At 69.2% G+C, this 26,519-nt stretch carries 28 protein-coding genes; 16 read left to right on the top strand and 12 right to left on the bottom strand.

The annotated features are described in order from the left end of the window. The first annotated feature begins 67 nt into the window (after nt 1-67). Genes proC through ACT535_RS18555 form a run of 3 tightly spaced genes read left to right on the top strand, consistent with a single transcriptional unit; the run spans nt 68 to nt 2,156 of the window. Nucleotides 68-904, top strand: coding sequence for a pyrroline-5-carboxylate reductase (gene proC, locus ACT535_RS18565; RefSeq protein WP_476365563.1), 837 nt, complete (start codon nt 68-70; stop codon nt 902-904). A 31-nt stretch (nt 905-935) separates the two neighbouring features. Then, entirely contained in the window at nt 936-1,601 is a 666-nt protein-coding gene (locus tag ACT535_RS18560; RefSeq protein WP_476365562.1) for a TetR/AcrR family transcriptional regulator, read from the top strand. A gap of 51 nt (nt 1,602-1,652) precedes the next feature. Beyond that, nucleotides 1,653-2,156, top strand: coding sequence for a YaiI/YqxD family protein (locus ACT535_RS18555; protein ID WP_476365561.1), 504 nt, complete (start codon nt 1,653-1,655; stop codon nt 2,154-2,156). Between the two features lie 3 nt (nt 2,157-2,159). On the opposite strand, the gene cowN is transcribed toward ACT535_RS18555, so the two are convergent. Further along, nucleotides 2,160-2,489 carry a N(2)-fixation sustaining protein CowN gene (gene cowN, locus ACT535_RS18550; protein ID WP_476365560.1) on the bottom strand — a complete coding sequence of 110 codons (330 nt, stop codon included), beginning with the start codon at nt 2,487-2,489 and terminating at the stop codon, nt 2,160-2,162. A gap of 142 nt (nt 2,490-2,631) precedes the next feature. Further along, nucleotides 2,632-3,432 (bottom strand): LytTR family DNA-binding domain-containing protein, encoded by an 801-nt coding sequence (locus ACT535_RS18545; protein ID WP_476365559.1) that lies wholly within the window; start codon nt 3,430-3,432, stop codon nt 2,632-2,634. A 215-nt stretch (nt 3,433-3,647) separates the two neighbouring features. On the opposite strand from ACT535_RS18545, the gene ACT535_RS18540 reads away from it, so the two are divergent. Genes ACT535_RS18540 through der form a run of 3 tightly spaced genes read left to right on the top strand, consistent with a single transcriptional unit; the run spans nt 3,648 to nt 6,079 of the window. Beyond that, nucleotides 3,648-4,337, top strand: a complete 690-nt coding sequence (locus ACT535_RS18540; protein ID WP_476365558.1) for a tetratricopeptide repeat protein — start codon at nt 3,648-3,650, stop codon at nt 4,335-4,337. A 50-nt stretch (nt 4,338-4,387) separates the two neighbouring features. Further along, a complete protein-coding gene (locus ACT535_RS18535) occupies nt 4,388-4,648 on the top strand; it encodes a hypothetical protein (RefSeq protein ID WP_168457549.1) in 261 nt (86 codons plus the stop codon). Nucleotides 4,649-4,690: 42 nt separating this feature from the next. After that, on the top strand, nt 4,691-6,079 hold the full coding sequence (gene der / locus ACT535_RS18530) for a ribosome biogenesis GTPase Der (protein ID WP_476365557.1): 1,389 nt from the start codon (nt 4,691-4,693) through the stop codon (nt 6,077-6,079). Between the two features lie 2 nt (nt 6,080-6,081). On the opposite strand, the gene ACT535_RS18525 is transcribed toward der, so the two are convergent. Both ACT535_RS18525 and ACT535_RS18520 read right to left on the bottom strand, forming a co-directional pair. Next, nucleotides 6,082-7,209: a CmpA/NrtA family ABC transporter substrate-binding protein gene (locus tag ACT535_RS18525; protein WP_168457551.1), complete on the bottom strand. Its 1,128-nt coding sequence runs from the start codon at nt 7,207-7,209 to the stop codon at nt 6,082-6,084. Continuing rightward, the gene (locus ACT535_RS18520) at nt 7,206-7,796 is read right to left on the bottom strand and encodes an ANTAR domain-containing response regulator (protein ID WP_024277102.1); all 591 of its coding nucleotides are present in this window, start codon (nt 7,794-7,796) and stop codon (nt 7,206-7,208) included. Before ACT535_RS18520 ends, ACT535_RS18525 begins: the two co-directional genes overlap by 4 nt. Before the next feature lie 247 nt (nt 7,797-8,043). On the opposite strand from ACT535_RS18520, the gene ACT535_RS18515 reads away from it, so the two are divergent. After that, entirely contained in the window at nt 8,044-8,958 is a 915-nt protein-coding gene (locus ACT535_RS18515; protein ID WP_476365556.1) for a hypothetical protein, read from the top strand. A 56-nt stretch (nt 8,959-9,014) separates the two neighbouring features. Here the strand turns inward: ACT535_RS18515 and rplS are convergent, their stop codons facing one another. The 3 genes from rplS to rimM form a co-directional block, all read right to left on the bottom strand. Beyond that, on the bottom strand, nt 9,015-9,434 hold the full coding sequence (gene rplS, locus ACT535_RS18510; protein WP_168457553.1) for a 50S ribosomal protein L19: 420 nt from the start codon (nt 9,432-9,434) through the stop codon (nt 9,015-9,017). A gap of 104 nt (nt 9,435-9,538) precedes the next feature. After that, nucleotides 9,539-10,252 (bottom strand): tRNA (guanosine(37)-N1)-methyltransferase TrmD, encoded by a 714-nt coding sequence (trmD, locus tag ACT535_RS18505; protein WP_476365555.1) that lies wholly within the window; start codon nt 10,250-10,252, stop codon nt 9,539-9,541. Nucleotides 10,253-10,300: 48 nt separating this feature from the next. Beyond that, a complete protein-coding gene (gene rimM, locus ACT535_RS18500) occupies nt 10,301-10,855 on the bottom strand; it encodes a ribosome maturation factor RimM (RefSeq protein WP_476365554.1) in 555 nt (184 codons plus the stop codon). Between the two features lie 171 nt (nt 10,856-11,026). On the opposite strand from rimM, the gene ACT535_RS18495 reads away from it, so the two are divergent. Further along, nucleotides 11,027-12,475 carry an FAD-binding oxidoreductase gene (locus tag ACT535_RS18495; protein WP_168457556.1) on the top strand — a complete coding sequence of 483 codons (1,449 nt, stop codon included), beginning with the start codon at nt 11,027-11,029 and terminating at the stop codon, nt 12,473-12,475. Between the two features lie 71 nt (nt 12,476-12,546). Here ACT535_RS18495 and ACT535_RS18490 read toward each other — a convergent pair whose 3' ends face one another. The 4 genes from ACT535_RS18490 to ACT535_RS18475 all read right to left on the bottom strand — a co-directional run bounded on the left by ACT535_RS18490 (nt 12,547) and on the right by ACT535_RS18475 (nt 17,675). After that, complete coding sequence (locus tag ACT535_RS18490) at nt 12,547-13,755, bottom strand: MFS transporter (RefSeq protein WP_476329478.1); 1,209 nt, start codon at nt 13,753-13,755, stop codon at nt 12,547-12,549. Nucleotides 13,756-14,054: 299 nt separating this feature from the next. Beyond that, nucleotides 14,055-16,106: a SpoIIE family protein phosphatase gene (locus ACT535_RS18485; protein ID WP_168457558.1), complete on the bottom strand. Its 2,052-nt coding sequence runs from the start codon at nt 16,104-16,106 to the stop codon at nt 14,055-14,057. Continuing rightward, on the bottom strand, nt 16,106-16,939 hold the full coding sequence (locus tag ACT535_RS18480) for a hypothetical protein (RefSeq protein WP_168457559.1): 834 nt from the start codon (nt 16,937-16,939) through the stop codon (nt 16,106-16,108). The genes ACT535_RS18485 and ACT535_RS18480 overlap by 1 nt, the downstream gene beginning before the upstream one ends. Beyond that, nucleotides 16,929-17,675: a hypothetical protein gene (locus ACT535_RS18475; protein ID WP_168457560.1), complete on the bottom strand. Its 747-nt coding sequence runs from the start codon at nt 17,673-17,675 to the stop codon at nt 16,929-16,931. Before ACT535_RS18475 ends, ACT535_RS18480 begins: the two co-directional genes overlap by 11 nt. Nucleotides 17,676-17,895: 220 nt before the next feature. Between ACT535_RS18475 and ACT535_RS18470 the strand changes: the two genes are divergently transcribed. The 8 genes from ACT535_RS18470 to ACT535_RS18435 all read left to right on the top strand — a co-directional run bounded on the left by ACT535_RS18470 (nt 17,896) and on the right by ACT535_RS18435 (nt 25,293). Beyond that, entirely contained in the window at nt 17,896-18,564 is a 669-nt protein-coding gene (locus ACT535_RS18470) for a hypothetical protein (protein WP_168457561.1), read from the top strand. Beyond that, nucleotides 18,561-20,546 (top strand): MFS transporter, encoded by a 1,986-nt coding sequence (locus ACT535_RS18465; protein WP_476365553.1) that lies wholly within the window; start codon nt 18,561-18,563, stop codon nt 20,544-20,546. The genes ACT535_RS18470 and ACT535_RS18465 overlap by 4 nt, the downstream gene beginning before the upstream one ends. After that, nucleotides 20,546-21,619, top strand: a complete 1,074-nt coding sequence (locus tag ACT535_RS18460) for an ABC transporter substrate-binding protein (protein ID WP_168457563.1) — start codon at nt 20,546-20,548, stop codon at nt 21,617-21,619. The genes ACT535_RS18465 and ACT535_RS18460 overlap by 1 nt, the downstream gene beginning before the upstream one ends. Beyond that, a complete protein-coding gene (locus ACT535_RS18455; protein WP_476329468.1) occupies nt 21,619-22,293 on the top strand; it encodes a hypothetical protein in 675 nt (224 codons plus the stop codon). Before ACT535_RS18460 ends, ACT535_RS18455 begins: the two co-directional genes overlap by 1 nt. Nucleotides 22,294-22,409: 116 nt before the next feature. Further along, nucleotides 22,410-22,760, top strand: a complete 351-nt coding sequence (locus ACT535_RS18450; protein WP_168457565.1) for an STAS domain-containing protein — start codon at nt 22,410-22,412, stop codon at nt 22,758-22,760. 11 nt (nt 22,761-22,771) lie between these two features. Continuing rightward, nucleotides 22,772-23,215, top strand: a complete 444-nt coding sequence (locus tag ACT535_RS18445) for an ATP-binding protein (protein ID WP_476365552.1) — start codon at nt 22,772-22,774, stop codon at nt 23,213-23,215. A 142-nt stretch (nt 23,216-23,357) separates the two neighbouring features. Next, a complete protein-coding gene (locus tag ACT535_RS18440; RefSeq protein ID WP_476365551.1) occupies nt 23,358-25,007 on the top strand; it encodes a Na/Pi cotransporter family protein in 1,650 nt (549 codons plus the stop codon). Next, nucleotides 24,991-25,293, top strand: a complete 303-nt coding sequence (locus ACT535_RS18435) for an STAS domain-containing protein (protein WP_168457568.1) — start codon at nt 24,991-24,993, stop codon at nt 25,291-25,293. Before ACT535_RS18440 ends, ACT535_RS18435 begins: the two co-directional genes overlap by 17 nt. A gap of 72 nt (nt 25,294-25,365) precedes the next feature. Here the strand turns inward: ACT535_RS18435 and epmA are convergent, their stop codons facing one another. Further along, entirely contained in the window at nt 25,366-26,439 is a 1,074-nt protein-coding gene (epmA, locus tag ACT535_RS18430; protein WP_476365550.1) for an EF-P lysine aminoacylase EpmA, read from the bottom strand. Between the last annotated feature and the right edge of the window lie 80 nt (nt 26,440-26,519).

Raw genomic sequence — 26,519 nt, 5'->3', positions numbered from 1 at the left:
TGTGATGTCCTCTGCGGGACCCGCGGGCGCGAACGTGCCCGCAGCAGGTCCGGTTCAAGAGGCGGTCATGAGCGAGAGCGTGCTGAAATCCCTGTCTGGTCCGGTGGTGCTGCTCGGCTGCGGCAAGATGGGCTCGGCCATGCTGGAGGGCTGGCTCAAGCTTGGCCTCCCGGCGGACAAGGCCGTGGTGCTCGATCCCAACCTGACGGCCGAATCGGCGTCGGCGCTCGCCGCCAAAGGTGTCTCGGTCAATCCCCCGCACGAGGCCATCGCCGCTCCGTCCGTCCTGCTCCTCGCGGTCAAGCCGCAGGTGGCGCCCGAGGCGCTGCCGGCGGTCGCCGGGCTCGTGAAGCCGGGCACCCTTGTCGTCTCCGTAATGGCGGGGCGCACCATGGCGTTCATGGGCAACATTTTCGGCGCGGATGCCGCGATCGTCCGCTCCATTCCCAACACGCCCGCCGCCATCGGGCGCGGCGTGAGCGTCGCGGTGCCCTCGCCGGCCGTGACGCCGGCGCACAAGAATCTCACCGCAGCGCTGCTCGGCGCCATCGGTATCGTCGAATGGGTCGATGACGAGGCTCTGATGGACGCCGCGACCGCAGTCTCCGGCTCCGGTCCCGCTTATGCCTTCCTCCTCGCCGAAGTGATGGCGCAGGCCGGCGCGGCCGCCGGCCTTCCGGCGGACCTCTCCGCCCGCATCGCCCGCGCGACCGTGGCCGGTGCGGGGGCACTGATGGACCAGTCCGACCTTTCCGCCGCGACGCTTCGCCAGAACGTGACCTCCCCGGGCGGCACCACGGCGGCGGCGCTGGCCGTTCTCATGGATGAAGGCCGCGGCTTTCCGCCCCTGATGGTGGAGGCCGTCGCCGCCGCCACCCGGCGCGGCAAGGAACTCGCCGGCTGACGACGTCGTCTCTTGATCGAGGAGAAGGGCCATGACCGCCGAGACCACGCGCGAGGCCTGCCTGCGCAGCTTCCTCGACCTTTTGGCCGAGACGCCGTTCCGCGCCATCTCGCTGTCCGGGGTCGCCGCGCATTGTGGCGTGCCGCTGGCGCAGATGCGCGCCTCCTTCGCCACCACCGACGACCTCCTCGCTGCCTTTTTCCGCGCCACTGACCGGCAGGTGCTCGCTGAAGGCGGCCCGGACAGCGACGATCTGGCGGGGGAGGGGCCGCGCGAGCGGCTGTTCGAAGTGCTCATGCGCCGTCTTGATGCGCTGGAGCCCCACAAGGAGGCCGTACGTGGTCTCACCCGCTCCGCCCGCCGCGATCCAGCCCTCGCTCTGACACTGCTGCGCCTGTCCGAAGCGTCGCAGCGCTGGATGCTGGCCGCGGCGGGCATCGATTGCGCGGGCCTGTCCGGAAGCGTCCGGGCCAAGGGGCTGGCTCTTCTGTTCGCCCGCGTGCTCGACACCTGGCTGAAAGATGAGGATCCGGGTCTCGCGCCCACCATGGCGGCGCTGGACCGCGAGCTGCAGCAGGGCGGCAAGCTCCTCGGAATGCTGGATGATCTTGCCTATATCGCCATCCCCTGGCGCAAACGTCGCGCCTCGGCTCAGGCTGCTGATGCCCCGGCGGAGGAGCCGGCGTCCGCCGCCTGAGGCTGGCCGCCCCACCTTGCTCCCGCGACGACGGCCTGCCATGGGACAGGCATGAGCGCTCCCCGCGAAGAACCCATCGCCCTCTATATCGACGCCGACGCGTGCCCGGTGAAGGAGGAGGCGTACAAGGTCGCCTTCCGCCACCATATCCGCGTGCTGGTGGTGGCCAACGCGCCGCTCATGGTGCCCCGCCATCCTCTGGTGGAGCGGGTCATCGTGCCGGCCGGTCCGGATGTGGCGGACGACTTCATTGCCGCCCGTGTTTCGCGCGGGGACGTGGTGGTGACCGCCGATGTGCCGCTTGCCTCCCGCTGCGTCGCTGCCGGGGCGAGCGTGATTGCGCCGGACGGGCGACCCTTCACCGCCAATTCCATCGGCATGCAGCTCGCCACCCGCAACTTGATGGAAGAACTGCGCTCGGCTGGCGCCGTCACCGGCGGTCCGAAGCCGTTCTCGCCGCGCGCCCGCTCGGAATTCCTCTCCGCCCTCGATCTCGCAATCGTGCGGCTGAAGCGCGTCGGATTCCGTCCCGCCCCTCCGCCCGAGGCCGGGTGACGGTCAGAAGCACTCTTCCTCCAGCCTCTTCAGGTCGGTCAGCGCGGCCTCGTCCTCGTGCTCCTCGAACAGCTCGACCATGTAATAAACGTGGGAGTGGAGCAGCAGCAGCTTGTCGCAGATGGTGCCGCCGCCCGTCTCCGCAGCCGCCAGCCGGGCCTTGAAGCGGTCCCAGAAGGCGTTGCCGTGGGCCGGGTCGTCGATGTAGCGGAACAGGTGCGTGAGCACCACTTTCATGTTCCCCTCGAAATCGATGCCCTGGAACGTCAGGTAGCGGTCCGGCGCTTCGAGCGCGAAGGGCAAAGCGGGAAAGCCGGCGGCAGCTTCGGTCATCCATCGTCCTCCATCGGGCGCCGAAGCGCGTCGAGGAGACCATGGGCGGCGAAGGGAGCCGGCTTCAAAGCAGAAGGCGCGATCCACGGGCGTCCTGCACCAATGGCATCAGGGCTGCACGAATGGCGGCGGGGCTGGGGCCTCAGACACCCAGCCGCCGTCGGATGTCCTCCACCTTGCCCCGGCTGACGGGGACTCGCGTCTCGCCCGCATCGGCCATCACGAGGTGCCAGCCGCCGTCCTCACGTGCGGCGGCGCGGACATGGCGCATGTTGACCAGATAGCGCCGATGCACGCGCACGAACTGGCTCGGGTCGAGCCGGCGCTCCAGATCGGCGAGCGGCCTCGGGCAGAAGGCGGAGAAGGTGGCGGTGCGCGCCTCCGCGTAGTGCCCCTGCGCCACCAGGAAGGCGACTTCGGTGACATCGATGAGGCTGATGAGATCGCCCTTGCCCCGCACCAGCGGGAGTTTCATGAGAGGGCACAAGGCCGCCACGGCCTCCGCGCCGGCCACCTCCAGCCCGTCGACCTCCAGATCGGCCCCGGCGGCGCGACCCATCACGGGCGCCTCGACCAAGGCGTGGATCATCATCAGAAAGCCATCCGGCGGGCTGTCCGGTTCCGCCTCGAGCCGGCTGACCTTCGCGACCAGCGTGCCCATGGCGGTGGTCACCACCAGGGAGGAGGTTCCATCCGGCGAGGTGCGGGCACGCTCGATGAGAAAAGCCACCTTGTCCCGCGCCTCGCCGGGATGAAGCGAGAGGATATCCACACCCGCGAGCCGCTGCCCCGGCGGTGCGAGGAGCCGCATCGCCACGGGATTGACCGAACGGATGCGCAGATCCGCGTCGAGCAGCACCACACCGACCGGCGTGCGCTGGAGGCGGTATTCAAATGACTGTGCGGCGGCGAGAGACGATCTCGCGGGGGATGTGACGGCCATAACTCCCAATCGGGCTCCCGGTCCGGTGCCCCATCGGGCGGGGGTATCCTACGCCGGACGGGCCCGGTGCCAAGGCGAAGCCGCCTCAAAATCGCCCGTTTGCCACGATGAGGCCGCATGGATACTTTACGCGCCCTCGTCCCGGTGCGGCGTCGCCGGCAAGGTCCTGCCTCGGCAGGCCATCCCCAAGTCCTGGATCCCGAAGCTCTCAGCTCATGACCGACATTTTCCACGAGATCGAGGAAGACCTCCGGCGCGATCGCCTGCGCAAGCTCTGGGACCGTTTCGGCGGCGTCATCATCGCCGCCTGCGTGCTGGTGATTTTGGCCGCAGCCGGCTGGAGCGGCTACCAGTACTGGCGCCACGAGCAGGCGGTGAAGGCCAGCGAGGCCTATGAGAGCGCCGTCGCCCTTTTTGATGCCGGCAAGATGCAGGAGGCGGAGACCGCCTTCACTGCCATCGCCAAGAGCGGGCCGGCCGGCTATCGCACCCTTGCCCTGTTCCGCGCTGCTGCTGCCGCCACCGCCCGCGACAAGGCGGCCGGCATCGCCGCCTTCGATACCATCGCGGCCGACAATTCCGTGCCGCCGCTCGCCCGCGACCTCGCTTTGGTGCGCGCCGCTTTGCTGGTGGTCGATACGGCTGGCCTGCCGGAGGTGAAGCAGCGCATCGGAGGCATCGCCAATGGCACCGGGCCGCTGCGCCATTCCGCGCGCGAGACCCTGGCGCTGGCGGAGCTGAAGGCCGGCGACCTTGCCGCGGCCAACAAGACCGCCACCGACATCACCACCGACAGCGACACGCCACCGGGCGTCCGCTCCCGGGCCGAACTCATCCGGCGGCTCACCGCCTCGGCCACCGCCCCTGCGGGCGAGGCGGCCGCGGGCACTGCGCCGACTCAGTGAACCCCGAGAGGATCTGCATGACCGCGCCGCGCATGAGGAGGACAAGCTTGATGATGGCACGCCCTGTCGCCCGCAGCCTGCGCCTCGCGCTCGCGCTCGGCCTCGCTTTGACCGCGGCCGGCTGCGAGACGCTGGAGAATCTCAACCCGTTCGACCAGAAGAAGCCGCCGGTGCCGGGCACCCGCACACCGGTGTTCCCCAACGGCGTGCCGGGCGTGGACTATTCATCCGGCCTCGGCCAGCCGAGCAATGCCAACGCCCCCATCGATAATCTGCCGGCCACGCCCCCGAAGGGCCAGCCGCAGCAATGATCCCTCAGACCTGAAGCCGACCGCCGGCCGCGAGCCCATTTCATGACCTTTTCCCTGGCCATCGTCGGGCGCCCGAACGTCGGCAAGTCCACCCTGTTCAACCGCCTGGTGGGCAAGAAGCTCGCGCTGGTGGACGACCGTCCCGGCGTGACCCGCGACCGACGGGAAGGCGAGGGCCGCCTCGGCGATCTCACCTTCCGCATCGTCGACACCGCTGGCCTCGAGGAGGCGACTCCATCGAGCCTGGAAGGGCGCATGCGCGCCCAGACCGAGGCGGCGATCGGCGATTGCGACGCCATCCTGTTCATGATCGACGCCCGCATCGGCCTCACCCCGACCGATCGCGCCTTCGCCGACCTCGTGCGCAAGTCCGGCAAGCCGGTGATCCTCCTCGCCAACAAGAGCGAGGGCCGCGGCGGCGAGGCGGGTGCGCTCGAATCCTTCGGCCTCGGCCTCGGCGATCCCGTGCCGCTCTCGGCGGAACACGGCGAGGGCCTTTCCGACCTCTACGACGCCATCTGCGACGCTCTGCCCGAGCAGACCCGGCTTGAGGAGAATGAAGACGAAGAGGACGACGAGGAGGAGGCTCCCGCCGTCGAGGGCGAGGCCGCGCCGGAAAAGCCGCGCCGGCCCATCAAGGTGGCGGTGCTCGGCCGGCCGAATGCCGGCAAGTCCACGCTCATCAACAAGTTGCTCGGCGAGGATCGCCTCCTGACCGGCCCCGAGGCCGGCATCACGCGTGATTCGATCTCGGTGAACGTCACCTATGCCGGCATCCCGCTGGAGGTGTTCGACACCGCCGGCCTCAGGAAGCGCTCGCGCATCGACGACAAGCTGGAGAAGCTCTCCGCGGCCGACGCGCTGCGCGCCATGAAGTTCGCCGAGGTCGTGGTGATCCTCATCGACGCCACCCGCCCGTTCGAGGAGCAGGACCTGCGCATCGCCGACCTCGTGGCGCGCGAGGGTAGGGCGCTGGTCATCGGCTACAACAAGGCGGACCTGGTAGCCCGCGGCGGGCTCGCGACTCGGTTGCGCGAGGAGATCGACCACCTCCTGCCTCAGGTGAAGGGCGTGCCCATCGTGCCCGTCTCCGGTCTCATGGGTCACGGGCTCGACAAGCTGGTCGCGGCGATCGCGGCCGCCCACAAGGTGTGGAACAAGCGGGTCGCCACCAACCCGCTCAACCGCTTCCTGCAGCAGGTGACCGAAAACCACCCGCCGCCGGCGGTGTCCGGCCGGCGCATCAAGCTGCGCTACATGACCCAGCCCAAGGCGCGCCCGCCGTCCTTCGTGCTGTTCTGCTCGCGCACCGATGCGGTGCCGGAGAGCTACATCCGCTATCTGGTGAACGGCATCCGCGAGACCTTCGATCTGCCCGGTGTGCCGATCCGGTTGACGCTGCGCGAGAAGGACAACCCTTACGCCGATTAAGGTCAGCCTTTCAGAAAGGCGGCCTGATCGAAGATCTCGCCGAACTGGGTGCCCACGCAGTCGGGTTCCGGATGTTTCACCGGAACCGGGCCGACCGCCGCATCGAAGATGTCCGGCCGGTAAACGCCCATGGCCTCGCGCGCGGCGTCGGGCGCGAATTCGCCCTGACCGGCGGCGACGATCTGGGCGTACATCCACAGGGCATGGTCCGGAGAGGGCCGGTTCGCGCCGTCGCGGTTCAGGATCAGATAGTCCGGGTGGACCCGCAGCGCCCCGCCCGGAGCCGTGTGAAGCCGCCCGTCCAGCGTGCGCCGCAGGATGTCGGCGGGCAGGTTGAGGTGGCGCGGCTCGCCGAGCAGCTTGGCGAGATCCTCGTGGTTGGCCGGGTCCTCACACCAGCGGGCGGCGGCGTAGAGGGCGCGGACGAGCCGGTGCAGCACCTCCGGCTCGGCATTGGCGAAGCGGGCGTGGACGCCCAGCACCTTCTCCGGCACCCAGCCGAACAGCTCCGCCCCCAGGACCGCGATGCGCCCCACGTCTGCATCCACCGCCACCGAATTCCAGGGTGAGCCCACCGAGAAGCCGTGGATGAGCCCGCCGCGCAGGCTTTCCGCCATGAAGGGCGGTGGCACCACCACGAGCCGCACGTCGCGGTCTGGGTCTACCCCACCGGCCTTCAGGAAATGGCGGATGAGATAGGTGTGGGTGGAGAAGGAATAGACCGCGGCGAACACCAGCGGATCGCGCCCCTCCGCCTTCCTCTGCCGCACCACCTTGCCCAATGCCAGCGCCGCGCCGGGGGCGGTGGAGAGGTCCTCGCCCACCTCGCCCATGGCCGCGTAGACGTGCTTGTCGATGGTAATGGCGCTGCCGTTGAGGTTGAGCGCGAAGGGCACCACCAGCGGCACCCGCACATGGCCGAGGCCGAGCGACGAGGCGATGGCGAGGGGCCCGAGCATATGGGCGCCATCCAGGAGCCCGATGTTCACCTTGTCACGGATGTTGGCCCAGGAGACCTCCTTGTGCAGGTCGATCTCGATGCCCTCGGCCATGGCGAAGCCGCGCTCCGCCGCGGCGATCAGCACGGCGGCGTCGGTCAAAGGGATGAAGCCGATGGCGAGGCGTCTCATCGCAGAAGCTCCGCGGCGGTGATGATGGACTGGGCGATGTCGACGATTCGCTTCTTCTCGTTCATGGCGGTGCGGCGCAGGAGGTGGTAGGCGGCCTCCTCGTCGATGCCCTTCATCTTCATGAGCAGCATCTTGGCCCGGTCGATGGCCTTGCGCTCCTCCAGCTGGGTCTTCGCCTCCTCCAGCTCCGCCTTGAGGCGGGCGAAGGCGCGGAAGCGGGAAATGGTGGTCTCGAGGATCGGCTTCACCCGCTCCTTCCTCAGCCCGTCCACCACATAGGAAGCGACACCCGCCTCGATGGCATCCTCGATGGTCTTCGAGTCGGTCTGGTCCACGAACATGGCGACCGGCCGCTTCACCTCACGGCTCACCTGGAACATCTGCTCGATGGTGTCGCGCGAGGGGTCTTCGAGGTCGATCAGGATCACGTCCGGATCGATGGCGTATATGCGCTCCAAAAGGTTGTTGCGGCCGGTGATGCGCAGCACCGTCTCGAAGCCCGCCTCCTTGAGGCCCTCCTCCAGGATTGCGGCGCGGACGTCGCTCTCGTCCACGATCACGATCCTGAGGGTGAGGTCGTTGGCCATGGGGATCCGGGCTGGGGCTGTCCGCAGGGGCTGGCGGATTCCTGCGACACCTCACCTTCCGGAGCCGGTGCGGTCAAGTCTCCTGGCGCGCCACGGCGCAGGCAAGTGGTCTGCCCGCGCCATGGACCTGATCCCGAAGTCCTTCTAGAACGCCCGTGTTGGAGCGTGGCCGCAGGCCGGCCTGCGGCGATCCGCTCCAGTTCGTCCCGTCCCGGCCGACGTCCTGCCGGGCCCTTTGAAGGCGTCCATGCGCGAGCTTTCCGACTACGCTGCCGCCGAATGGCTCGCGCTGACCCCGCTCGCCCACCGGCTGCGGCGCGTCCGCAACGTGCTGGTGGATCGCATCTACGCCCGCCGACACGCGCCGGGACAGGCGGAGGTGGTGGCACGCATCGCCGCCGAACGGGCACCGGTCGTCGCCTTCACGGTCGCCTTCAACCTTCCGCACGCAGTGGACTTCCTGACCGATGCCATGGCGCGCTTCCTGCCGGGGACGCCGCTGGTGGTGTGCGACAACTCCACCGACCCCGCTGCCCGCACGGCCATCGCGGACCTGTGCGTGCGGCGCGGGCTCGCCTACTGCGCCTTGCCGCCGACGCCCTATCGTGGCGCGCGCAACGGCTCGCGCTCCCATGGGGTGGCGCTGAACTGGATCTACGCCAATCTCATCCGGCCGGCCGTTCCGCGCGCCTTCGCCTTGCTGGATCACGACCTGATCCCGCTGGAGCCGACCGACCTTTCCGCCCGCCTCGCGGGACAGTCCTGTTACGGCATGGTGCGGGAGGGGGAGGGCAACGGCGCCTGGTATCTGTGGCCGGGATATTCGGTGTTCGATTTTGCGGCGGTGAAGGCCCTCCCGGTGGATTTCGGCACCGACACGCCGCTCACCCTCGACACCGGCGGGCAGAACTGGGGGGTGCTCTATCGCCACCTGGATCTCGCCCGCCTGCGGATGTCGAGCCGCCGGCGGGTGCATCTCGCCGACCCGGAAACGGGCGAGATGGAGCCATTCCTGCTGGCTGACGGCTGGCTTCATGTGGGCGGCGCCGGCCATCGCGGCGGCGGAGCGGGGGCGCTCGATCGGGTGCGGCAGGCCTATGAGTCCGATCCCGAGGGGCTGATCGCGCGCCTCAGGGCGAGCCCGGAGCGGCTCAGCCCATAAAAAAGCGCCGCCGGCTGGGCCGACGGCGCGTGTCACTCAGAAGAAGGATCCGCGCCTCACTCGGCGGCGGCAGGAGCCTTGGCGCCCTTGGCCTTCTTGCCCTTGGCGTCGGCCGTGCGGTCCTGACGCTCGGCGATACGGGCGGACTTGCCGCGACGGTCGCGCAGGTAATAGAGCTTGGCGCGACGCACCTTGCCGCGACGGACCACCTTGATGGAGTCGATCAGCGGCGAATAGACCGGGAACACGCGCTCCACGCCTTCGCCGTAGGAAATCTTGCGGACGGTGAAGCTCTCGTTCAGGCCACCGCCGGAACGGGCGATCACCACGCCCTCGTAGGCCTGCACGCGGGTGCGCTCGCCTTCGACCACTTTCACGTTCACAGTCACGGTATCGCCGGGCTGGAACTCGGGAATGGCCCGCTTCTCGGCGAGCTTCGTCGCCTGTTCGGCTTCGAGCGTCTGGATAATGTTCATTGTCGCCAACCTCTTGGTGCCGCTTCGGAGCATGTCGCCCCGGCGCCACGTCGTGTCGTTTTAAGTTAAGGGACGCGGCTCCATACAGGAGAAAAGGGGCGCTGTCATTCCCTTTCCGTCGTGGATCCGTCATGCGCCGGGGCGAGAAGGTCTGGCCGGCGCGCGCGCGTGACGGCCTCTGCCTCGGCCTGCCGCCAGCGGGCGATGCGGGCGTGATCGCCGGAGGTGAGCACCTCGGGGATGCCCTGTCCCTCGAACAGCTGTGGCCGCGTGTATTGCGGATATTCGAGCAGACCGTGGGAGAAGCTCTCGTCCGTGCCGCTCTCCGCCTTGCCCATGACGCCGGGAATGAGCCGCACGCAGGCATCGAGCAGCAGCAGCGCCGCCGCCTCGCCGCCGGAGAGCACCACGTCGCCGACGCAGATCTCCTCGAGGCCGCGCCCCGCGACGATACGCTCGTCCACCCCCTCGAACCGCCCGCACAGGATGACCGCGCCTGGCCCCGCCGCCAATTCCCGCACGCGGGCCTGCGTCAGCGGGCGGCCGCGCGGGGTCATCAGCAGGCGGGGGCGGGGATCGTCGGGCGGGGAAACAGCGTCGATGGCACGGGCGAGCACATCGGCCCGCATCACCATGCCCGGTCCGCCGCCGGCCGGCGTGTCATCCACCGAGCGATGGCGGTCAAGGGCATGGTCGCGGATCTGCACCGCCTCTAGTCCCCACAGGCCATTCGCCAGCGCGCGGCCGGCGAGCGCGTGGCCAAGGGGGCCGGGAAACATCTCCGGATAGAGGGTGAGGACGCTGGCGCGGAAGGTCATGAGGAGAAATGGGCGCGGGGCAGGGCGGGAGTCAAATCCGCGATCGCCTCAGCCCTCCTTGTCCTCGCCCGCCTCGGGCTCGGGGTCGCGACGCTCGACGAAGGCTTCGGCAATGACCACCCGGCCGGCCTTCACGTCCACCACCGGCACGGCATCGCGGGTGAAGGGCACCATGAGCGTCTTCGCCCGGATGCCGGGGAGGGCAGGAGCATATTCAAGGATGTCGCCGGCGCCGAAATCGTGCAGGGCGGTGACGGTGCCGATGCGCGCGCCGGCCTCGTCCTCGACCGCGAGGCCGATCAGGTCGGCATGATAGAAGGTGTCCTCATCCTCCGGCGCGGGCAGGGCCTCGCGCGGGACATAGAGTTCCACGTTGGTCAGCACCTCGGCGGCGGTGCGGTCGGCGACGTTGGCGAGGCGCGCTACGAAATGGTCCTTGGCCGCGCGCAGCGCCGTGATGCGATAGCGGGTGCGGCCGGTGACGTCGGTGAGCGGGTCGTAGTCGAGGATCGCCGCCGGGTCCTCGGTGAAGACGAACAGCCGCACCTCGCCCTTCACGCCATGGGGGGCGCCGATGCGGGCGACGAGGACGCGGTCGGTCATCTCAACTCCAGTGCTGGGCGCCTTCAAGGGGGCGCGGCGGCGGCTCTAGACCTTATGTCCGTCTTTGCCAAGCGGAAGGCCGCGCCTTCCTCCCCGCGCGGCGCTTTCGCGCTGCCTTGAGGTCCATCGGATGCTTGCCCGGCGGCGGCGGCTGATGCACCTTGCGCCCCCATGTCGAGCCATGCCCCCCAACCCATCCTTCTCGATGCCGTCCGCCTCTCGGGCCTCCTGGACCGTATCGCCGCCCGCATTGGTGCGTCCTACGTGCGCACCGACGCCCACGACCTCGCCCCCCATCTGGTGGAGGGGCGGGGCCTCTACCAGGGAACGACCCCGGCGCTGGTCGAGCCCGCCAATACGGAGGAAGTCGCCTTCGTGGTCGCTGCCTGCGCCGAGGCCGGCGTGCCGGTGGTGCCGCAGGGCGGCAATACGGGCCTCGTCGGCGGACAGGTGCCGTTCGGCGCGCTGCTGCTCTCGCTGCGCCGGCTGAACCGCATCCGCGACCTCGATCCGGTGGACCTCACCGTCATCGCCGAGGCCGGCTGTACGCTGCACCAGGTGCAGCAGGCGGCCGAGGGAGCGGGCTGCCTGTTCCCGCTCTCCATCGGTTCGGAAGGCTCCTGCCAGATCGGCGGCAACCTCTCCACCAACGCCGGCGGCACGGCTGTTCTTCGCTACGGCAACATGCGCGAACTTGCCTTCGGCCTTGAGGTGGTGCTGCCGGACGGGCGCATCTGGAACGGCCTCTCGCGCCTGCGCAAGGACAATACCGGCTACGCGCTGAAGGACCTCTTCATCGGCGCGGAAGGCACGCTTGGCATCATCACCGCCGCCGTGCTGCGCCTGTTCCCGGCGCCCCGTGCCCGGGCGACGGCGCTGCTGGGCATTGCCGATCCCGAGACTGCGCTGTCCCTGTTCCGCCGCCTGCGCAATGCGGCCGGCGACAGCCTGACCGGCTTCGAGATCATGCCGGACTTCGGCATGGAGATCGTGCTCAAGCACATGCCCGGCTCAGTGCGCGCGCTTTCTGAGCGGCACCCCTGGTACGTGCTGGCCGAACTCACCTCAACCCGCCCCAACGACGACCTCTCCCAGCTTGCCCTCGACACGTTCGAGGCGGCGTTCGAGGCCGGCGAGATCGAGGATGCGGTGGTGGGCTCATCCGAGGCCCAGTGCGACGCGCTGTGGAAGCTGCGCGAGGACATGTCCGACGCGCAGAAGTTCGAGGGCGGGTCCATCAAGCACGACGTGTCCGTGCCGGTGTCCAAGGTGCCGTATTTCATCGCCGAGGCGAACCGGCTGTGCGAGGCGCATATGCCCGGCATCCGCATCTGCGCCTTTGGCCACATGGGCGATGGCAACATCCACTACAACCTCAGCCAGCCCGAGGGCATGGACAAGGCGGCCTACCTCGCCACCTGGGAGGAGTTCAACCGCATTGTCCACGATCTCGTGGCCTCGCTCGGCGGCTCCATCTCGGCCGAGCACGGCATCGGCATCCTCAAGCGGGAGGAACTGCCCATGTACAAGGACAAGGTGGCGCTGGAGCTGATGGCCGCCATCAAGCGCGCCGTGGACCCGCGCGGTCTCGCCAACCCCGGCAAGGTGCTGCTGGATTGAGATGATGGAAACGGCGCGGCCTTCTTGAAGCCGCGCCGTTTTATCGTTCGCCCAAGCTCTTCCGATGGCCCCTAGTCCTGCCGGCGGCGCACCGCGAAGGCGGTGCCGACGGCAAGGGCCAGGGCGGCGGCAGCGCCTGCAATGACCATGCGTGGATGGTGGTGGTCGAGCATCAGGCCGAACATCAGCGGGCCCACCAGGGAGCCGATGTCGAAGCCCGAATAGACGATGCCGAACACCTTCCCCGTGGCCCCGGCGGGGGCTGCGCCGCGCACCAGCACGTCGCGCGAGGGGGTGGTGAGCCCCATGAAGAGGCCCACCACGGCGATCAGCCCGACCGTCACCTCAGGCGCCGCTTGAAGCCAGGCGGCGAGGAAGCCGAAGGCGGCGGCGGCGGCAAGGCCGCCCATGGCGATCTGATGGTGCTGGGCGGAGCGGTCCGCCACATGCCCGCCGATGGCGACGCCCGCCGTGTTGCCCACCTGGAACAGCGCCACCGCCAGCGTCGCCAGCGCCACCGCCGCGCCGAAGCCTTCCTGCAGCGCGACGATGGAGAAGCTCTGGAGACCGGAGAGGGCCACGGAGGTGAAGGTGAAATAGAGGAAGGCCATCAGCACCACGGGCATGGCCAGCACCTGAAGGAAAGACAGCGGCGCCCCTCCCGCCGCCGCATGGACGGCGCGTCCCGCCGGCGCGCGCAGCGGCCCGCGGAAGACGGCGAGCAGAAGGCCCACCAGCAGCACCAGCAGACCCATCGCGATAAGCGCCGTGCGCCAACCGAAATGGGCGCCGATGGCGGCGGACACGATGGGCGAAAGGCCGAAGCCAATGCTGCCGGCGATCACATGGGCGGCGAAGGCGCGCCCAAGCCGCGGCGCTGCCACCTTGTGGCTGAGGATCGAAAGGTCGGCCGGGTGGTAGACGGAGTTTCCAAGGCCGGCGAGCGCGGCGAGCGGCAGCAGAAGGAGATAGGTGGGGGCAAAGCCCATGGCCGCCGTCGCTGCGCCCTGGGTGAGGATCCCCGCCAGAAGCAGCCGGTCGGCGCCGAAGCGATCCACAAGCACGCCAGCAGCCACCTGCCCAGCGCCCGAAAACAGATAGAAGACGGAGAGCACCAGCCCCAGCTCGATGAAGGAAACCTGGAGATCTGCCCGCATCATGATGAACAGCGGGGCGAGCGCGAGCTGGAGGAAATGGCTGCAGAAATGGGCGCTGCAGACGGCGCCGATGGAGGAAACCTCGGCCGCGGGCCAGCCGGCCGCGCGCGCGTCGATGGACATGACATGCCTCTCCGTCCCCGGCGGGGCGCCGGGATCAGGCCGGCACGGCTGCGCCGTCCCGGATGCTGCGTTTCCCCCTCTCTGGTCGGCTGGAAGCCGTTGCGCTGGCGCTTTCACGCGTCAGCGGTCGACCTCCGGTGAGGGTTGGCTCCCTCGATGCTTCAGGCACGTGTTTCCAAGACCCTGCCGGGTTTCGAAGACCCTGCCGGGCACGCTTACCGCCTCGGCGATCCGCACGCACGCATATTCTGCCGTGCGCCCGCACTGGCCGCCGCATCAGGCGTCACACGGGGGAACGATCAGCGCGTCCGGCGCGGGCCGTGGCCGCCGAAATAACGCAAGGTCAGGCAGGTGATATCGTCGGCCTGCGGTGCGCCGCGCTCGAACACATGCACCGCCGCCAGCACCCGTTCGTTCAGCTCGGCCACCGACCAGTCGGCGGCGCCGCTGCGCAGCAGGTCCTCGACCCGCTCCTCGCCGTAGGGCTGCTCGTCGATGTCGAAGGCCTCGGTCACGCCGTCCGTATAGAGGAAAAGGGTATCGCCAGGGGCGAGGTGCAACTCGTGCTGCTGGTAGACGAAGCCCTCCAGCACCGCCACCGCCATGCCACCGGTCGAGGGCACGGTGGTGACCTCGCCGGAGCGGGCGATGCGATAGGGCAGATTGTGCCCAGCGTTCACATAGGTGACCTTCCCCGAGGAGAGGTCGACCACGCCATAGAGCACGGTGACGAACAGCATCTGCTCGTTTTCCACCGCGAGCAGGTCGTTGAGGCGGCGGATGCAGCCCGCGGGCGAACGCTCGAACAGCGCCGTGGACCGCAGCAGGGTGCGCGAGATGGCCATGAACAGGGCCGCCGGCACGCCCTTGCCGGAAACGTCCGCCACCACGAAGCCGAGCGTGGTGTCGTCGATCATGAAGTAATCGTAGAAGTCGCCGCCCACTTCGCGCGCGGGGGTCATCTGTCCGTGAACGGCGACCCGCGCGTCCGGCGGGAATTCCTTGGGCAGGATGGCGAGCTGAACCTGTCGGGCGATCTCCAGCTCCTGCTGGAGGCCGGCCAGCTTGGTCTTGGTGATGAGGGCCTCGCGCAGTTCCACCACCATGGACGAGAGGCGGGTGTGCTGCTCGACGATGCGCCGCGACAGGTCGTGGAGCACGCGGGCGACACGCTTCAGCTCATCGTCGTTCTCGCTCTCCTCGCCCTTCGCAAGCAGGGCCAGCACTTCCTCGCGATCCGTCGGGTCGATGGCGTCGGCCAGGGCCTGAAGCTCGCCGGAGATCACCACCTCCTGGCGCCGCCGCACTCGGTCGCGCTGGCGCCGGCTTTCGGCCAGGGCCTGCACATTGCCGCGCAGCGCGACCACCGCCGAGGCGATGCGGCCGATCTCGTCGTTGCCGGTGTGGCCGACCGTCACGGAGGTGTCGCCGCGCGACAGGGCCTGCAGCACGTCGATGGCCGATTCGAGCGGCCGGAAGCTGTACCAGAGGAAAACGTTGAGGCCGATGACGCCGAGCAGCACGAGGCCGATGGCACCGGCCACGGCGGACTGGCGGATGAAGGCCGTGGCCTGCACCGTCTGCGTGGTGTCCTCAAGGCTCACCAGCGCGCCCACGGCGCTGCCGCTGACGTCTGCGACGGGTATGGAGGTGACGTTATAATTGCGCCCGTCCAAAACGAGCTGCTCGGCGGTGGGGCGGCGCGGGGTGATGGAGACCTTGGCCCGCTCCCACAGGCGGAAATCGGTGCTGGCGACCACCCGGCCGCGCAGGGTGATGAGCGTGGTGGCGGCGCTGATGCCGCGGGCGAAGCGCTCCATGCCGAGGGAGGCGTCGCGCCCAAGCACCAGGACGGCCCGGCCGCGGCCCGGCAGTTCCACGGTGCGTGTGGTGATGACGATCACCTGCGAGCCGCTGATCTGGCGCAGACCGGATAGCACCTCGCCCTTGAGGGCACGATCGAGGCTGCCAGCGTCCAGGATGTAGCGGGCATTTGTGGTGCCGTCGCTGAACACCACCTCGCGGTCGGCGGCCACCACCTCGAAATAGGTGGCGGGGTCGTCAATGTCGATGCCGACCTCCCGGATCGCCGCGGCGATGCCCGGCCGGTCGGAGAAGCTGAGCGCGATGCGGAAGGGCGAGGAGGTGTCGATGCGCTCCAGGATGCGCGCCAGGTTGGCGGTCTGGAAGGCGACGATCTCGCGCCAGAGGACGGTCTGGCCCTCGATGGACAGCTCGCCCTCGCGGGCCTGGGCCACGCGGTCGCGGAGCACCGTGGCGCCCCAGATGCCCAGCATGAGCACGGTGAAGCCCGTGGCGACGATGAGAGTGATGCGGGTGCGCAGCAGCATCACGATCCCCGTACCTTGTCGGCACGGCCGGGCGGCGCCAGCACCTCGCGCCGGACCCGCTCCACGTCCGGCCTGAGACCGCCGTCGAAATCCACCGCCAGAAGCTCCTCCGCATAGGCCTCGAACACGGATCTGCGCTCGGCGACCCTCCGGTTGCCGTGCTCAAGCTCGCGGAAGGCCCGGCCCACCGCACCGCGCGCGCCGAGGCGGCGGCCGTGATGGATCATCACGTCGCGCTCGCCATACTGGCCATTCACCGCCTCGGCGAGGCCGGTGGCGAGACGCGCCCGGGCGCGCTCCAGCGCATTGCCCACCAGCAGGCCGGCGGCCAGCGCCGCGAGCGCCGCGCAGACCGTGACCACCACCGCCGCCTTCAGGCCGATGTCGGCGAAGGAGGTGGCGAGGGCGGCAGGATTCGTGGTGACTTCCACCGCCGCCACCGTGTTGCCGTCCACCACCACCGGTGCGCTCACCGAATCAGTGCCGGAATGCTCGCCGATGGCGCTGCGGATCTCGCGCCCGTCCGATCCGCGCAGCACGATCTGGGTGAGGCCGGGGGTGCGCGTCAGCGTCTCGGACAGATGCTGCTCCACGCCGGGCAGGAGTTTGAGCGGAATGCCGAAGCGCGCCGCCTTCTCGAACTGCTGAGCGAGGGTGCGGGCGACCGACGTGCCGATCACGAGCGCATCCCGGCGGGCGCTCTCCTCGACGCGGGCGCGGTAGCCGTTGACAAGCACCGCCGCGGCGATACCGCCGAGAATGAGGGTGAGGATGAGGGCGAACAGCCCGGTCACGAGGCGCGCGCGGCCGCTCTCGGCGATCTCAGGCCGCATCGTCGAGCGCTCCAAGCTGGCCGAGGCCGCGATCGACCCGTGCCTCGGCGTCGCGCCAGCTTTTCACGGTGGCTTCGGCGAGCGGGGCGAGGCCGCCGTCGTCGCCCGTGGAGCCGCCTTCCCCGCGCAGGGCCTTGGCGACGCGGTCGAACGGACGGGTCAGCATGTGGACGAACACCACGGCAGCGATGATGGCGGCGATGGAGGCGGCGAGCGAAAGCACGCCGGTGCGCATCAGGAGGTCGAGTCCGAGCCGGTCCGAGCGGGCGCTGCGCGCCTCGTCTGAGACGGTGACCGAAATGCCGCCGGCGACGCCGAGGTCGTTCTCGAAGCGGGTGCCGAACACGGTGTCTCCCCGCTCGGCCGTCGCCCACTGGCTGTCGTCGCCGAGCCGCTTCACCCAGTCCGGACTCACCTCCTCGCCGATCACGCTGCGGTCGGTGGAATAGATGGCGCGGCCGGCGGAATTGAAGATGTCGATGGCGAGGATCGAAGGGTCGCCCGCCTTCTCGCGCTCGATACGCGGCTGCAGAAGGGAAATCTGGTCCAGAAGCAGCCCGATGGAGAGATTCGCCTCGGTGGAGGCCCGCAGCGTGCCGAGCAGGTTGGCGACGCGGGCGCGCTCGATCTCTTCGCCCACCCGGTCGCTGGCCGAGAACGCGATCACCGCGACCGCCACCACCGCAGCGGTCACGGAAACGACGGCGACCAGGATGAGCCGGCTTACGAAAGTCATGCGGGGAACTTCGGTGGGGTGGACGGCCGGACGTTAACCGCGCGCTCGCGGCCAAACCAGACAAAAAACTCCCCTGCGACCAAAAAAACCTGCATTGTCAGCTTGCTTTTCGTGGCATGAAGGTCAGGCGGCCGGGGCCGGGCCCCAAGGTCAGGCGCGCCGGTTTCGAGCGCGGGTTTGGATGGCGCGCCGGGAGCGCGGTTTTCGAGCGCGAAGGGTCATGAGGCGGACCACACTGGGGCTCATCATCGTGTTCGCGCTCATCGCGGCCGCGTGCGTCGCCTTCGGCGCCTATTTCTCCTATGTCACTCTCATCAACGCCCATCGCGGCGTGATCGAGGCCCGTTGCGGCATCGCCGCGCAACGTGTGGTTGACGTGGCCGAAAAGGCCGCCTCCCTCGGCATAGCGCTTCCCGCCCAACAGGCGCTGACGGCGGTGCTCGAGCGCGAATCGCGCGTGGAGGACGCGATTCGCTCCATGGACCTCACGGACGAGCATGGCATCGTGCTGTTCTCCAGCGAGCCCGGCCGCGTCGGCATCGATACCAACCGGGACACGGAGCGCGGGCTGACGCGTCCGGTCCGCAACGATATCGGCCAGAACCTCGGCCGCGTCGTTGTGCGCTATGACACCAGGATCCTGACCAACGGCTCGGCGGCGCTCGCGTCCGACCTGAGGCGCATCGCGCTTCCCACGCTCCTTTGGGCCGGCGTGGCGACGTTGGTCATCGGCCTCCTGCTCGCCGCGCTGCTGCAGCGGGCCGTGCGGCGCGCCGCCGAGCCGCGCCTGTGGCCGCCGGCCGCCCGCGCCGCGCTCGCCTCCGTGGAGGAGGCGCACAGGACAACCCAGCCGCCGGCCGCCGGCGTCACCGGTGGGGGCGCCGCATGATCGGCCTGCGCGGCGGAATCTCCATCGCCATCGTCATCATCCTCTGCTCGGCGCTGGCGGTGATCGGATGGGGCGCGGAACAGGCGGCCCAGCGCACCATCGCGCCGGAAATCGTCGCCAAGGCCAATTCGGTGGGCCGCGCCGCCGCAGATCTCGTTCAGCGTGCGGCCGACGTGGGCGTCCCGTTCGACCGGATGGTGGGCGTGAACCGCTATTTTGATGATCTGCGTGCCGCCAACGTCGAGTTCACGCAGATCAGCCTCAACACCGCCGGCGGACAGGAACTCGCGCGGTCGGGTGATGCGCCGGCCGGCGGAGATGCGCCGCGGGTTTTCGTGCCGGTGGAGAATGCCGCGGGCAATCGCCTCGGCGAGGTGATGATCGTGGTCGATCCCTCGGTCGTCTCCCAACAGGTCGGGGCGGTGCTGGTGGACGTCGCCTTCATCGGCGTGGTCGCGCTGCTGGTGGCCCTGGAACTCGTGGCGCTGGTCGTCGGCACCCGCGGCCTCGAATCGCTGGTGGCGGTGGAGCGGCGGCTGAAGGCGCTGAAGCGTGGCGTGCTCTCGCGCCAGGAAGGCGGCGGCGGGGCCGCCGGCGATCTGATCCTGCCCATCGACCGGCATGTGGAAACCCTTGCCGAGCGCCATCTCGCCCTGCGTGCGGAGGCGGAGCGCAGGGGTGATGCCGAGGCCCTGGCCCGGCTCGACCAGATCGAAGCCCGCACGGGCCTCGGCCGGGTGCAGGCGGCCGAGAGCGAGGCCGCCATCGCCGTGCGCCCCGCTCTGTTCCTGTTCATGCTGGCCGAGGAACTCACCCGTCCGTTCTTGCCGCGCGCCGCCCAGGCGCTGGGCGTGCCGGCGGGCTTCGGTCCGGATGTGTCGGCCAGCCTGCCCATCGTCGCCTTCATGGCCGTCGTGGCCCTCTGCCAGGTGCCGTTCGCCTCGCTGTCCGAGCGGCTCGGCCGGCGCCCCGGCTTCATCGCGGGCGCGGCGCTGGCGGCGGCGGGCTATGTCGTCTCGGCGGTGAGCCCGCATTATGACGTCTTCCTGGCCGCCCGCGTCGCGACCGCGGTCGGCTACGCGCTGGTGTTCGTTTCGGCGCAGGGCCATGTGGTGGACCTCTCCTCCGGAGCCGCCCGCAGCGCGGCACTGGCGGTATTCGTGCGCGCCATCATGGTGGCGAGCCTATGCGGGCCGCCCATCGGCGGCGTCATCGCCGACCGCCTGGGGCCGGGCGTCGCCTTCGCGACCTCCGCCGGTCTCGCCCTCGTGGCACTCTTGGTGGCGCGGCTGACGCTTCCGGCCGCGGAACGGCATCGCACTGTCGCCAGCGTGGGTCTGTCCGACCTCAAGGCCGCGGCGCGCGCGCCCGGCCTGATGTCGCTGCTCCTCGGCTGCGCCTTCCCTGCCAAATTCTTGTTTGCTGCCTTGTGCTTCCTGCTGGTGCCGCTGGAACTGCAGCGCGAGGGATTCTCCTCCGCGGCGATCGGCCGCTTCCAGATGATCTATCCGGTCCTCATGGTGATCGGCGTGCCGTTCTTCGCCGCCCTTGCCGACCGCTTCAGCGCCCGCGCCGGATTCGTGGTGGCGGGGGGGCTCGTCTCCGGCATCGGCGCCATGGCGGTGCTTATCCACCCCTCGGTGGCGCTGATCGTGGTCGCGCTGGTGGCCCTGGGCTGGGGACAGGCCATGTCCATCGCGTCCCAATCGGCGCTGGTGGCGGATACCGCGACCACCCTGGGCGCCGGCCGGGCGGCCGGTGTGCTCGGCCTGTTCCGGTTGGTGGAGCGGTCCGGCAACGCCGCGGGTCCCGCCAGCGCCGGCTTCCTGCTTTCGACCCTGGGCTTTGCGTCGGCTACGGGTTTTCTCGGCGCTGTGGCGGTAGCCGGAGCTATGTTATTTGCGCTATCCGGACGGAAAGTCTTCGTCCATCATTCGCGCCGCGCCTCCTCCGCGGCCGCCTCGGAAGGGAGTTCCGCCTGATGGATCGCCGTTCCCTCCTCGCACTCGGCCTCGGCGCGGGTGCTGCGGGGCTGGTGGGCACTGTCCCCGGCGCCTTCGCCCAGACCAACGGCGCCAATGGTCAGCCACGCCCGGCCGGAGCGCCCGCTCCCGCGCCTGCCGCCCATGGCGAGGCGTTTCGCGTCCTGATGCTCACCTTCCGCGGTGATACCGACGTGGAGCGCGGCTTCCGCGACTACTTTGCGGCCAATGACATCAAGGTCGAGTTCATGACCCGCGACGTGGAGCGGGACGCGAGCAAGGTGAAGCCGATCCTCGCGGAAGTGCTGCCGACCTTCCGGCCGAACCTCATTTATACCTATGGCACGCCGCTGACGCTCGGCGTTGCAGGCCCCTATGACGCGCCGCCCACCGCCGGCTTCGTGCGCGACATCCCGGTGGTGTTTGCGCTGGTGGCGGCGCCGGTGCAGGTGAAGATCGCCCCTTCGCTCGCTTCGTCGGGGCGCAACGTCACGGGCGCGGTCCATGTGGTGCCCACCGACGTGCAGATGCGCGCCATGCAGAGCTACAAGGCGTTCAAGAAGGTCGGCGTGATTTATTCGCCGAACGAGAGCAATTCGGTCGCCATCATCGACGAAATGAAGGCCTTCTCCGCGACCATCGGCGCCGAGGTGCTGGCGCAGCCCCTGACCATGGTGGGCAGCAAACCGACCGGTGACGGGGTGGAGGATTTCGTGAGGAACCTGAAGGCGCAGGGCGCCGAATGGCTCTATCTTCCCGCCGATACCTTCCTTGCCACCATCTTCGACCGGGTGGGGCCGGCGGCGCTGGCGGCGGGGCTGCCCACCTTCGGTGCGACGGAGTTCTTCCTGCGTGAGGGGCTGGGGCTTGTCGGGCTGGTCAGCCGCTATTATTCGGTGGGCCAGCTCGCTGCCTCCAAGGCGGCGGAAATCCTGGTCCAGCACGTGCCGCCCCAGGACATCCCGATCGAGACGCTCAAGCGCTTCGCCCTCATCATCAACATGAACGTGGCCAAGCAGCTCGGCGTCTATCCGCCCATCGCCATGCTCAATTATGCGGAAGTAATCACGTGATGAACGCCCTGCGCGAGGCCGCGCCGCCCTCTACGCTGACTCAGCGCACGCTCGGGCCGGACGATCTCGACGCGATCGACACCCTTCATCATCTGGCCATCGGCCCGCTGGTTCGCCCCGAAGTGGTGAAGCCGGAGAACCGGTCCTATTTCGAAAGCATCCTCGGCGGACGCGGCCTCATCATCGGGCTCTATGACGGCGGGCTGCTGGTCGCCTACGGCATCCTCCAGCACGACCATTCGCCCAAGGATGGCCCGCATCGGCTGCTCGGGCTCGATCCCGCCCTGTCGGTGGGCCGGCTGGCCGGCGCCTCGGTTCATCCGGCCTATCGGGGCCGGGGATTGCAGCGGGTGCTGATCGCTGCGCGGGTCGAGGCGGCGCCGCCCGACATGGTGCTGTTCTCCACCGCCGCGCCGGTGAATACGCCGAGCTGGGCGAGCCTGCTCGCCGAGGGTTTTCCGATCTACGACATCCAGCTCTTCTTCGGCGGCTATGCGCGCTACGTGATGGTGCGCGACTTCACCACCTTCGATCCGCAGGAGACCCTTCTGGTCGATCCCCTCGACACGGCGCGCCAGAAGGAGCTGTTTGCCGAGGGCTGGCATGGCTACGCCCGCTGCCGCACCGATTCCGGTGCCGCTGGCGTGCTCTACGCGCGCCCCCGAAAGGCCTGAGTCCCCCGGGCAGGGGCCCCTCAGGGCCTCTCCTGCGCGTCACGAAACTGTCGTATGGTTCACTGAATCTGTGCCCGCGCGATGCGGGCTTCCCGATCCAGAGAGAAACTGGCCCCATGAAGATCGAGAGGACGCCCCTCGGCCCCGACATCATCCTCGTACGCCTTGAGGGCCGGCTGGATATTGCCGGCGCGGCGGCGGTGGAGCCGGAGTTCAAGTCGTCCTGCGAGGCCGCGCGGGTGCTTGTGGTGGACCTCTCCAGCACGCCGTTCATGGCCTCCATCGGCATCCGCCTGCTGCTCGCGGGTGCCAAGGGGCTGCATCGCAAGGGGGGAACGATGGGGCTGTTCGCCTGCGACCCCCAGGTGGAGAAGGTGCTGCGCGCCACCGGCGTCGACCAACTCGTCGGCATCCACGCCACGCGGGACGAGGCGCTCGCGGCCGCCGGCGTCTCTCCGGCAACCTGACGGCGGCTCCCATGGCGACGCCCGCGGCCGGAACCCTCGTCTCGACCCTCGATGTGGGCGCGCGCATCGACGACATCACCGATGCCACGGGCTGGCTCGGCACGCTGGCCGATGAGCAGGGCTGGCCCGACGCCACCCGCTTCGCGCTGGAACTCAGCCTCGAGGAGGCGCTGACCAACGTCGTCTCCTACGGCTTCGCCGGCACCGACCGGCCGCCGCACATCCGCATCGAGTGCTGGCGCCTGCCGGAAGGCCGGGTTGCGGTGCGGCTGATCGACAATGGCGTGCCCTTCGATCCCACCAGCATTGCCGAGCCGGTGGTGCCGGACAGCATCGAGGACGCCAAGATCGGCGGCCACGGCGTGCAGCTGATGCGCCATTTCCTCGAGACGCTCGACTACAGCCGCGAGGGCGAGGAAAACCAGCTGACCCTGGTGGCCAACGCAGCCGGCTGAGCCTGATCGAGGCCGCATCCGCTCACGAGAGTGTCGCACTTCGCGATCTATGATGGCTGGTCGGGGGACTGCACGGTCCCGGCCGCGGAACATCGGCCGCGTTCGCGTCGTTCCCATGATACCGCGAGGGAATGCCTGATCTATGCTCGTTATTGCCGAGCTTGTGGCCGGCCTCGGCCTTCTGTTCGTCGGCCTCAAGGCGATGGCGACGCATCTCCAGCAGGCGACGGGCCGGAAGCTGCGCACGCTTTTGCGCCGGGCCACGCGCTCACCGGTGGCCGGGCTGCTGTGCGGCACGCTGGCAGGCGCGGCGACGCAATCGTCCAACGCTGTTGCGGTCATCAGCGGCAATCTCGTGCGCGGCGGCGCCTTCACCACGCGCGACGCCATTCCCGTGGTCGCGGGGGGCAATGTGGGCACCGCGGCGCTGGTCTTCGTGGCGGCGATCGATTTCCGGCTTCTCGTCTTCTATCTCGTGGGCCTCGTGGGAATCGCCTTCCACTTCCGGCTCGACCGCCGCCGCGGCATGGCGCAATGGATGGGGGTGGCATTCGGCCTCGCCCTGGCGCTGCTCGGTCTCGATTTCATCAAGGAGGCGCCGCGGGCGCTCGACATCTCGGTCGTGGCGGGGAGCCTTGCCGACCATCTGACGCCCTTGCTCGGCTTCTTTCTCGGGTTTGCCATCTCGGTCGTCAGCCAGTCGTCTTCCACCCCCACCATTCTGGTGCTGGCGCTGATGCAGGCCGGCCTCCTCGGCCTTCATGATGCGGTCTTCATCGTGCTCGGCGCGAACCTCGGCTCGGGCCTCGCGGCCGTCATCTCCGCCGGAGGGCTGGAAGGGACGGGTCGCCAGCTCTGCTACGTCCATGTGCTCGTGAAGGCGGTCGGCTGCCTTCTGGTCGGGGCCTTCTTCGGCCTCGGCGGTCTCGTCGGCTTCGACGGGGTCGCGACCCTCGCGGCGGTGGGCAAAGGCACGGCCTCCATGTCCCTGTCGATCCTGTTCCTGTCCCTGCAGCTTGCAGGTGCCATTCCGGTCGCCTTCGCCCGCGGCATCTCCGAAAAATTCGCCGCCGCCTTGAGCCCGCCGACGATCGAGGACGGCGCCTCGCGCCCGCGCTTCATCCATGACGACGCACTGGCCGACCCCTCCACCGCGCTCGACCTCGCGGTCAGCGAAACGCTGCGATTGATCAAGCTACTGCCGACCCTGCTGCCGGACCTCGACCAGAAAGACAGCGGCGATGCCGGCGAGCGGCTCGCCCTGTGGCGGGGCGCCGCCTCGGTGGGCCTTGCCGTAGACCAGTTCATCTCGGAATTGATCGTCGTCGGCCTCGCCCGCGACAGCCTCGAAGTGGCGCTGCATCACCAGGCATTGGTGGAGAACGTGCGCACCCTGCAGGACACCCTGCACGACTTCACCGAGGTGGTGGAGGGCTTCGAGGATGTTCCGCCGCTGGCCTTCGCCCTCTCGGAATCGCTGCGCACCATCACCCTGTCCCTCGCCGACGCCACGGACGGGCCGGTGGAGGACCTCGATCTCATCATCGCGCTCTCCGGTGATCGCTCGGAGATGCTGAACCGCATCCGTCGCCAGCTTGCCGCATCGGCACTTGGCGCGGGGTCGGACGCGCGGCAGCTGTTGCTGGCGACCAGCCTGTTCGAGCGGGCGATCTGGCTGGTGCGCCGCAGCGCGATTGCGTTGCGTACGCCCGAGAATGAGGATAATCCGGATCAGCCGGCCGCCCCGGAGGCGGACATCAAGCGAGTAGAGGCTGATGCACATCGAGCGTGAGCAGGTCGGAAGCGACGTGGTGCTGAAGGTGGCGGGGCGCCTCGACACGCCCAACGCCAAGCCGTTCGAGGCGAGCCTTATGGAAGTCGTGTCGATGACCGACGGGGGGATCACCGTGAACCTCGCCGGCGTGGACTACGTGTCGTCGTCTGGCCTGCGCGCGCTGCTGGTCGCCGGCAAGGCCATGCGCGGGGCCAAGCGCAAGCTCGCGCTATCCTCGCTCCAGCCTCAGATCCGCGAGGTGTTCGACATCTCCGGCTTCTCGACCCTGTTCGAGATCAACTGACCAGAAGCCCGCGCGGCGCCTGAGCGAAGCAACGCCTCAAGCCAGCGCGGCGCCTGAACAAAGTGGCGTGTTTCAAGTTCCGGCCACCGGAGCCCAGAGCACATCCTCGATCCGACGCGCCCCGCTGGCGAGCATGGCGAGCCGGTCGAAGCCGAGGGCGCAGCCGCTGGCCGGCGGCATGAGGGCCAGCGCGGCAAGAAAGTCGTCGTCGAGCGGATAGCGCTCGCCATAGAGCCGCTCTTTCTCGTCCATGTCCTTCTCGAAGCGCCGGCGCTGCTCCCGGGCGTCGGTCAGCTCGCCGAAGGCGTTGGCAAGCTCCAGCCCGCAGCAATACAGCTCGAACCGTTCGGCGAGGCGCGGGTCGTCCGGCTTGGGCAGGGCGAGAGCCGCCTCGCTCACGGGATAGTCGGTCAGGATGGTGGGGCGGCCGACCCCGAGATGCGGCTCGATCTTCTCCACCAGCACGCGCGAGAACATGTCGGCCCAGGTGTCGTCGGGCGCGGTGCGGATGCCGGCCTCAGCCGCCGCACGGGCGAAGCGGGCAGCATCCGGTGTTTCACCGGCGGCCGGCAGAAGGGCTTCGAGATCGATCCCCGCATGGCGGTTAAAGGCCGCCACGAGCGTCAGGCGCTCCGGCGCGGCGAAGGGGTCGCACGGCTTGTCGCGATAGAAGAAGGACGTCACCCCGCCAGCCGCGGCGGCGCGGACCAGGAGCCGGGCGCAATCTTCCATCATCGCGGTATAGGGCGCGCCAGCGCGATACCACTCCAGCATAGTGAATTCCGGATGGTGGGCCATGCCGCGCTCGCGATTGCGGAACACGCGGGCGAACTCGAATATCCTGGGCTCTCCGGCCGCCAGCAGTTTCTTGGCTGCGAACTCGGGAGAGGTGCGCAGATAGAGGCGTCGCGTCGCGCCGTCCGGGCCGATGAGGTCCGTGCCGAAGGCGTGCAGATGGGTCTCGTTGCCGGGAGAGACCTGCAGCGCCGGTGTCTCCACCTCTATGAAGCCGTCCTCTGCGAAGGCGGCACGCAGGGCGGCGGCAATTCGACTGCGGGCGAGCAGGAAGGGGCGGCGATCGGCGTGGACATCCGGCTGCCACCATGCGGAGGAGGGGGGTACGGGCGGGGAACTCGATACCGCCATGATATGGATTCCTCCTTGCGGCCGGTCGGAGCGGCCGGCCACTGCCGCTGCGCGGTTTCGGAAAGACGGGTGCAAGACTG

Source organism: Xanthobacter sp. DMC12 (genome assembly GCF_056314105.1).
This window is presented reverse-complemented; position numbering and strand designations above follow the sequence as displayed.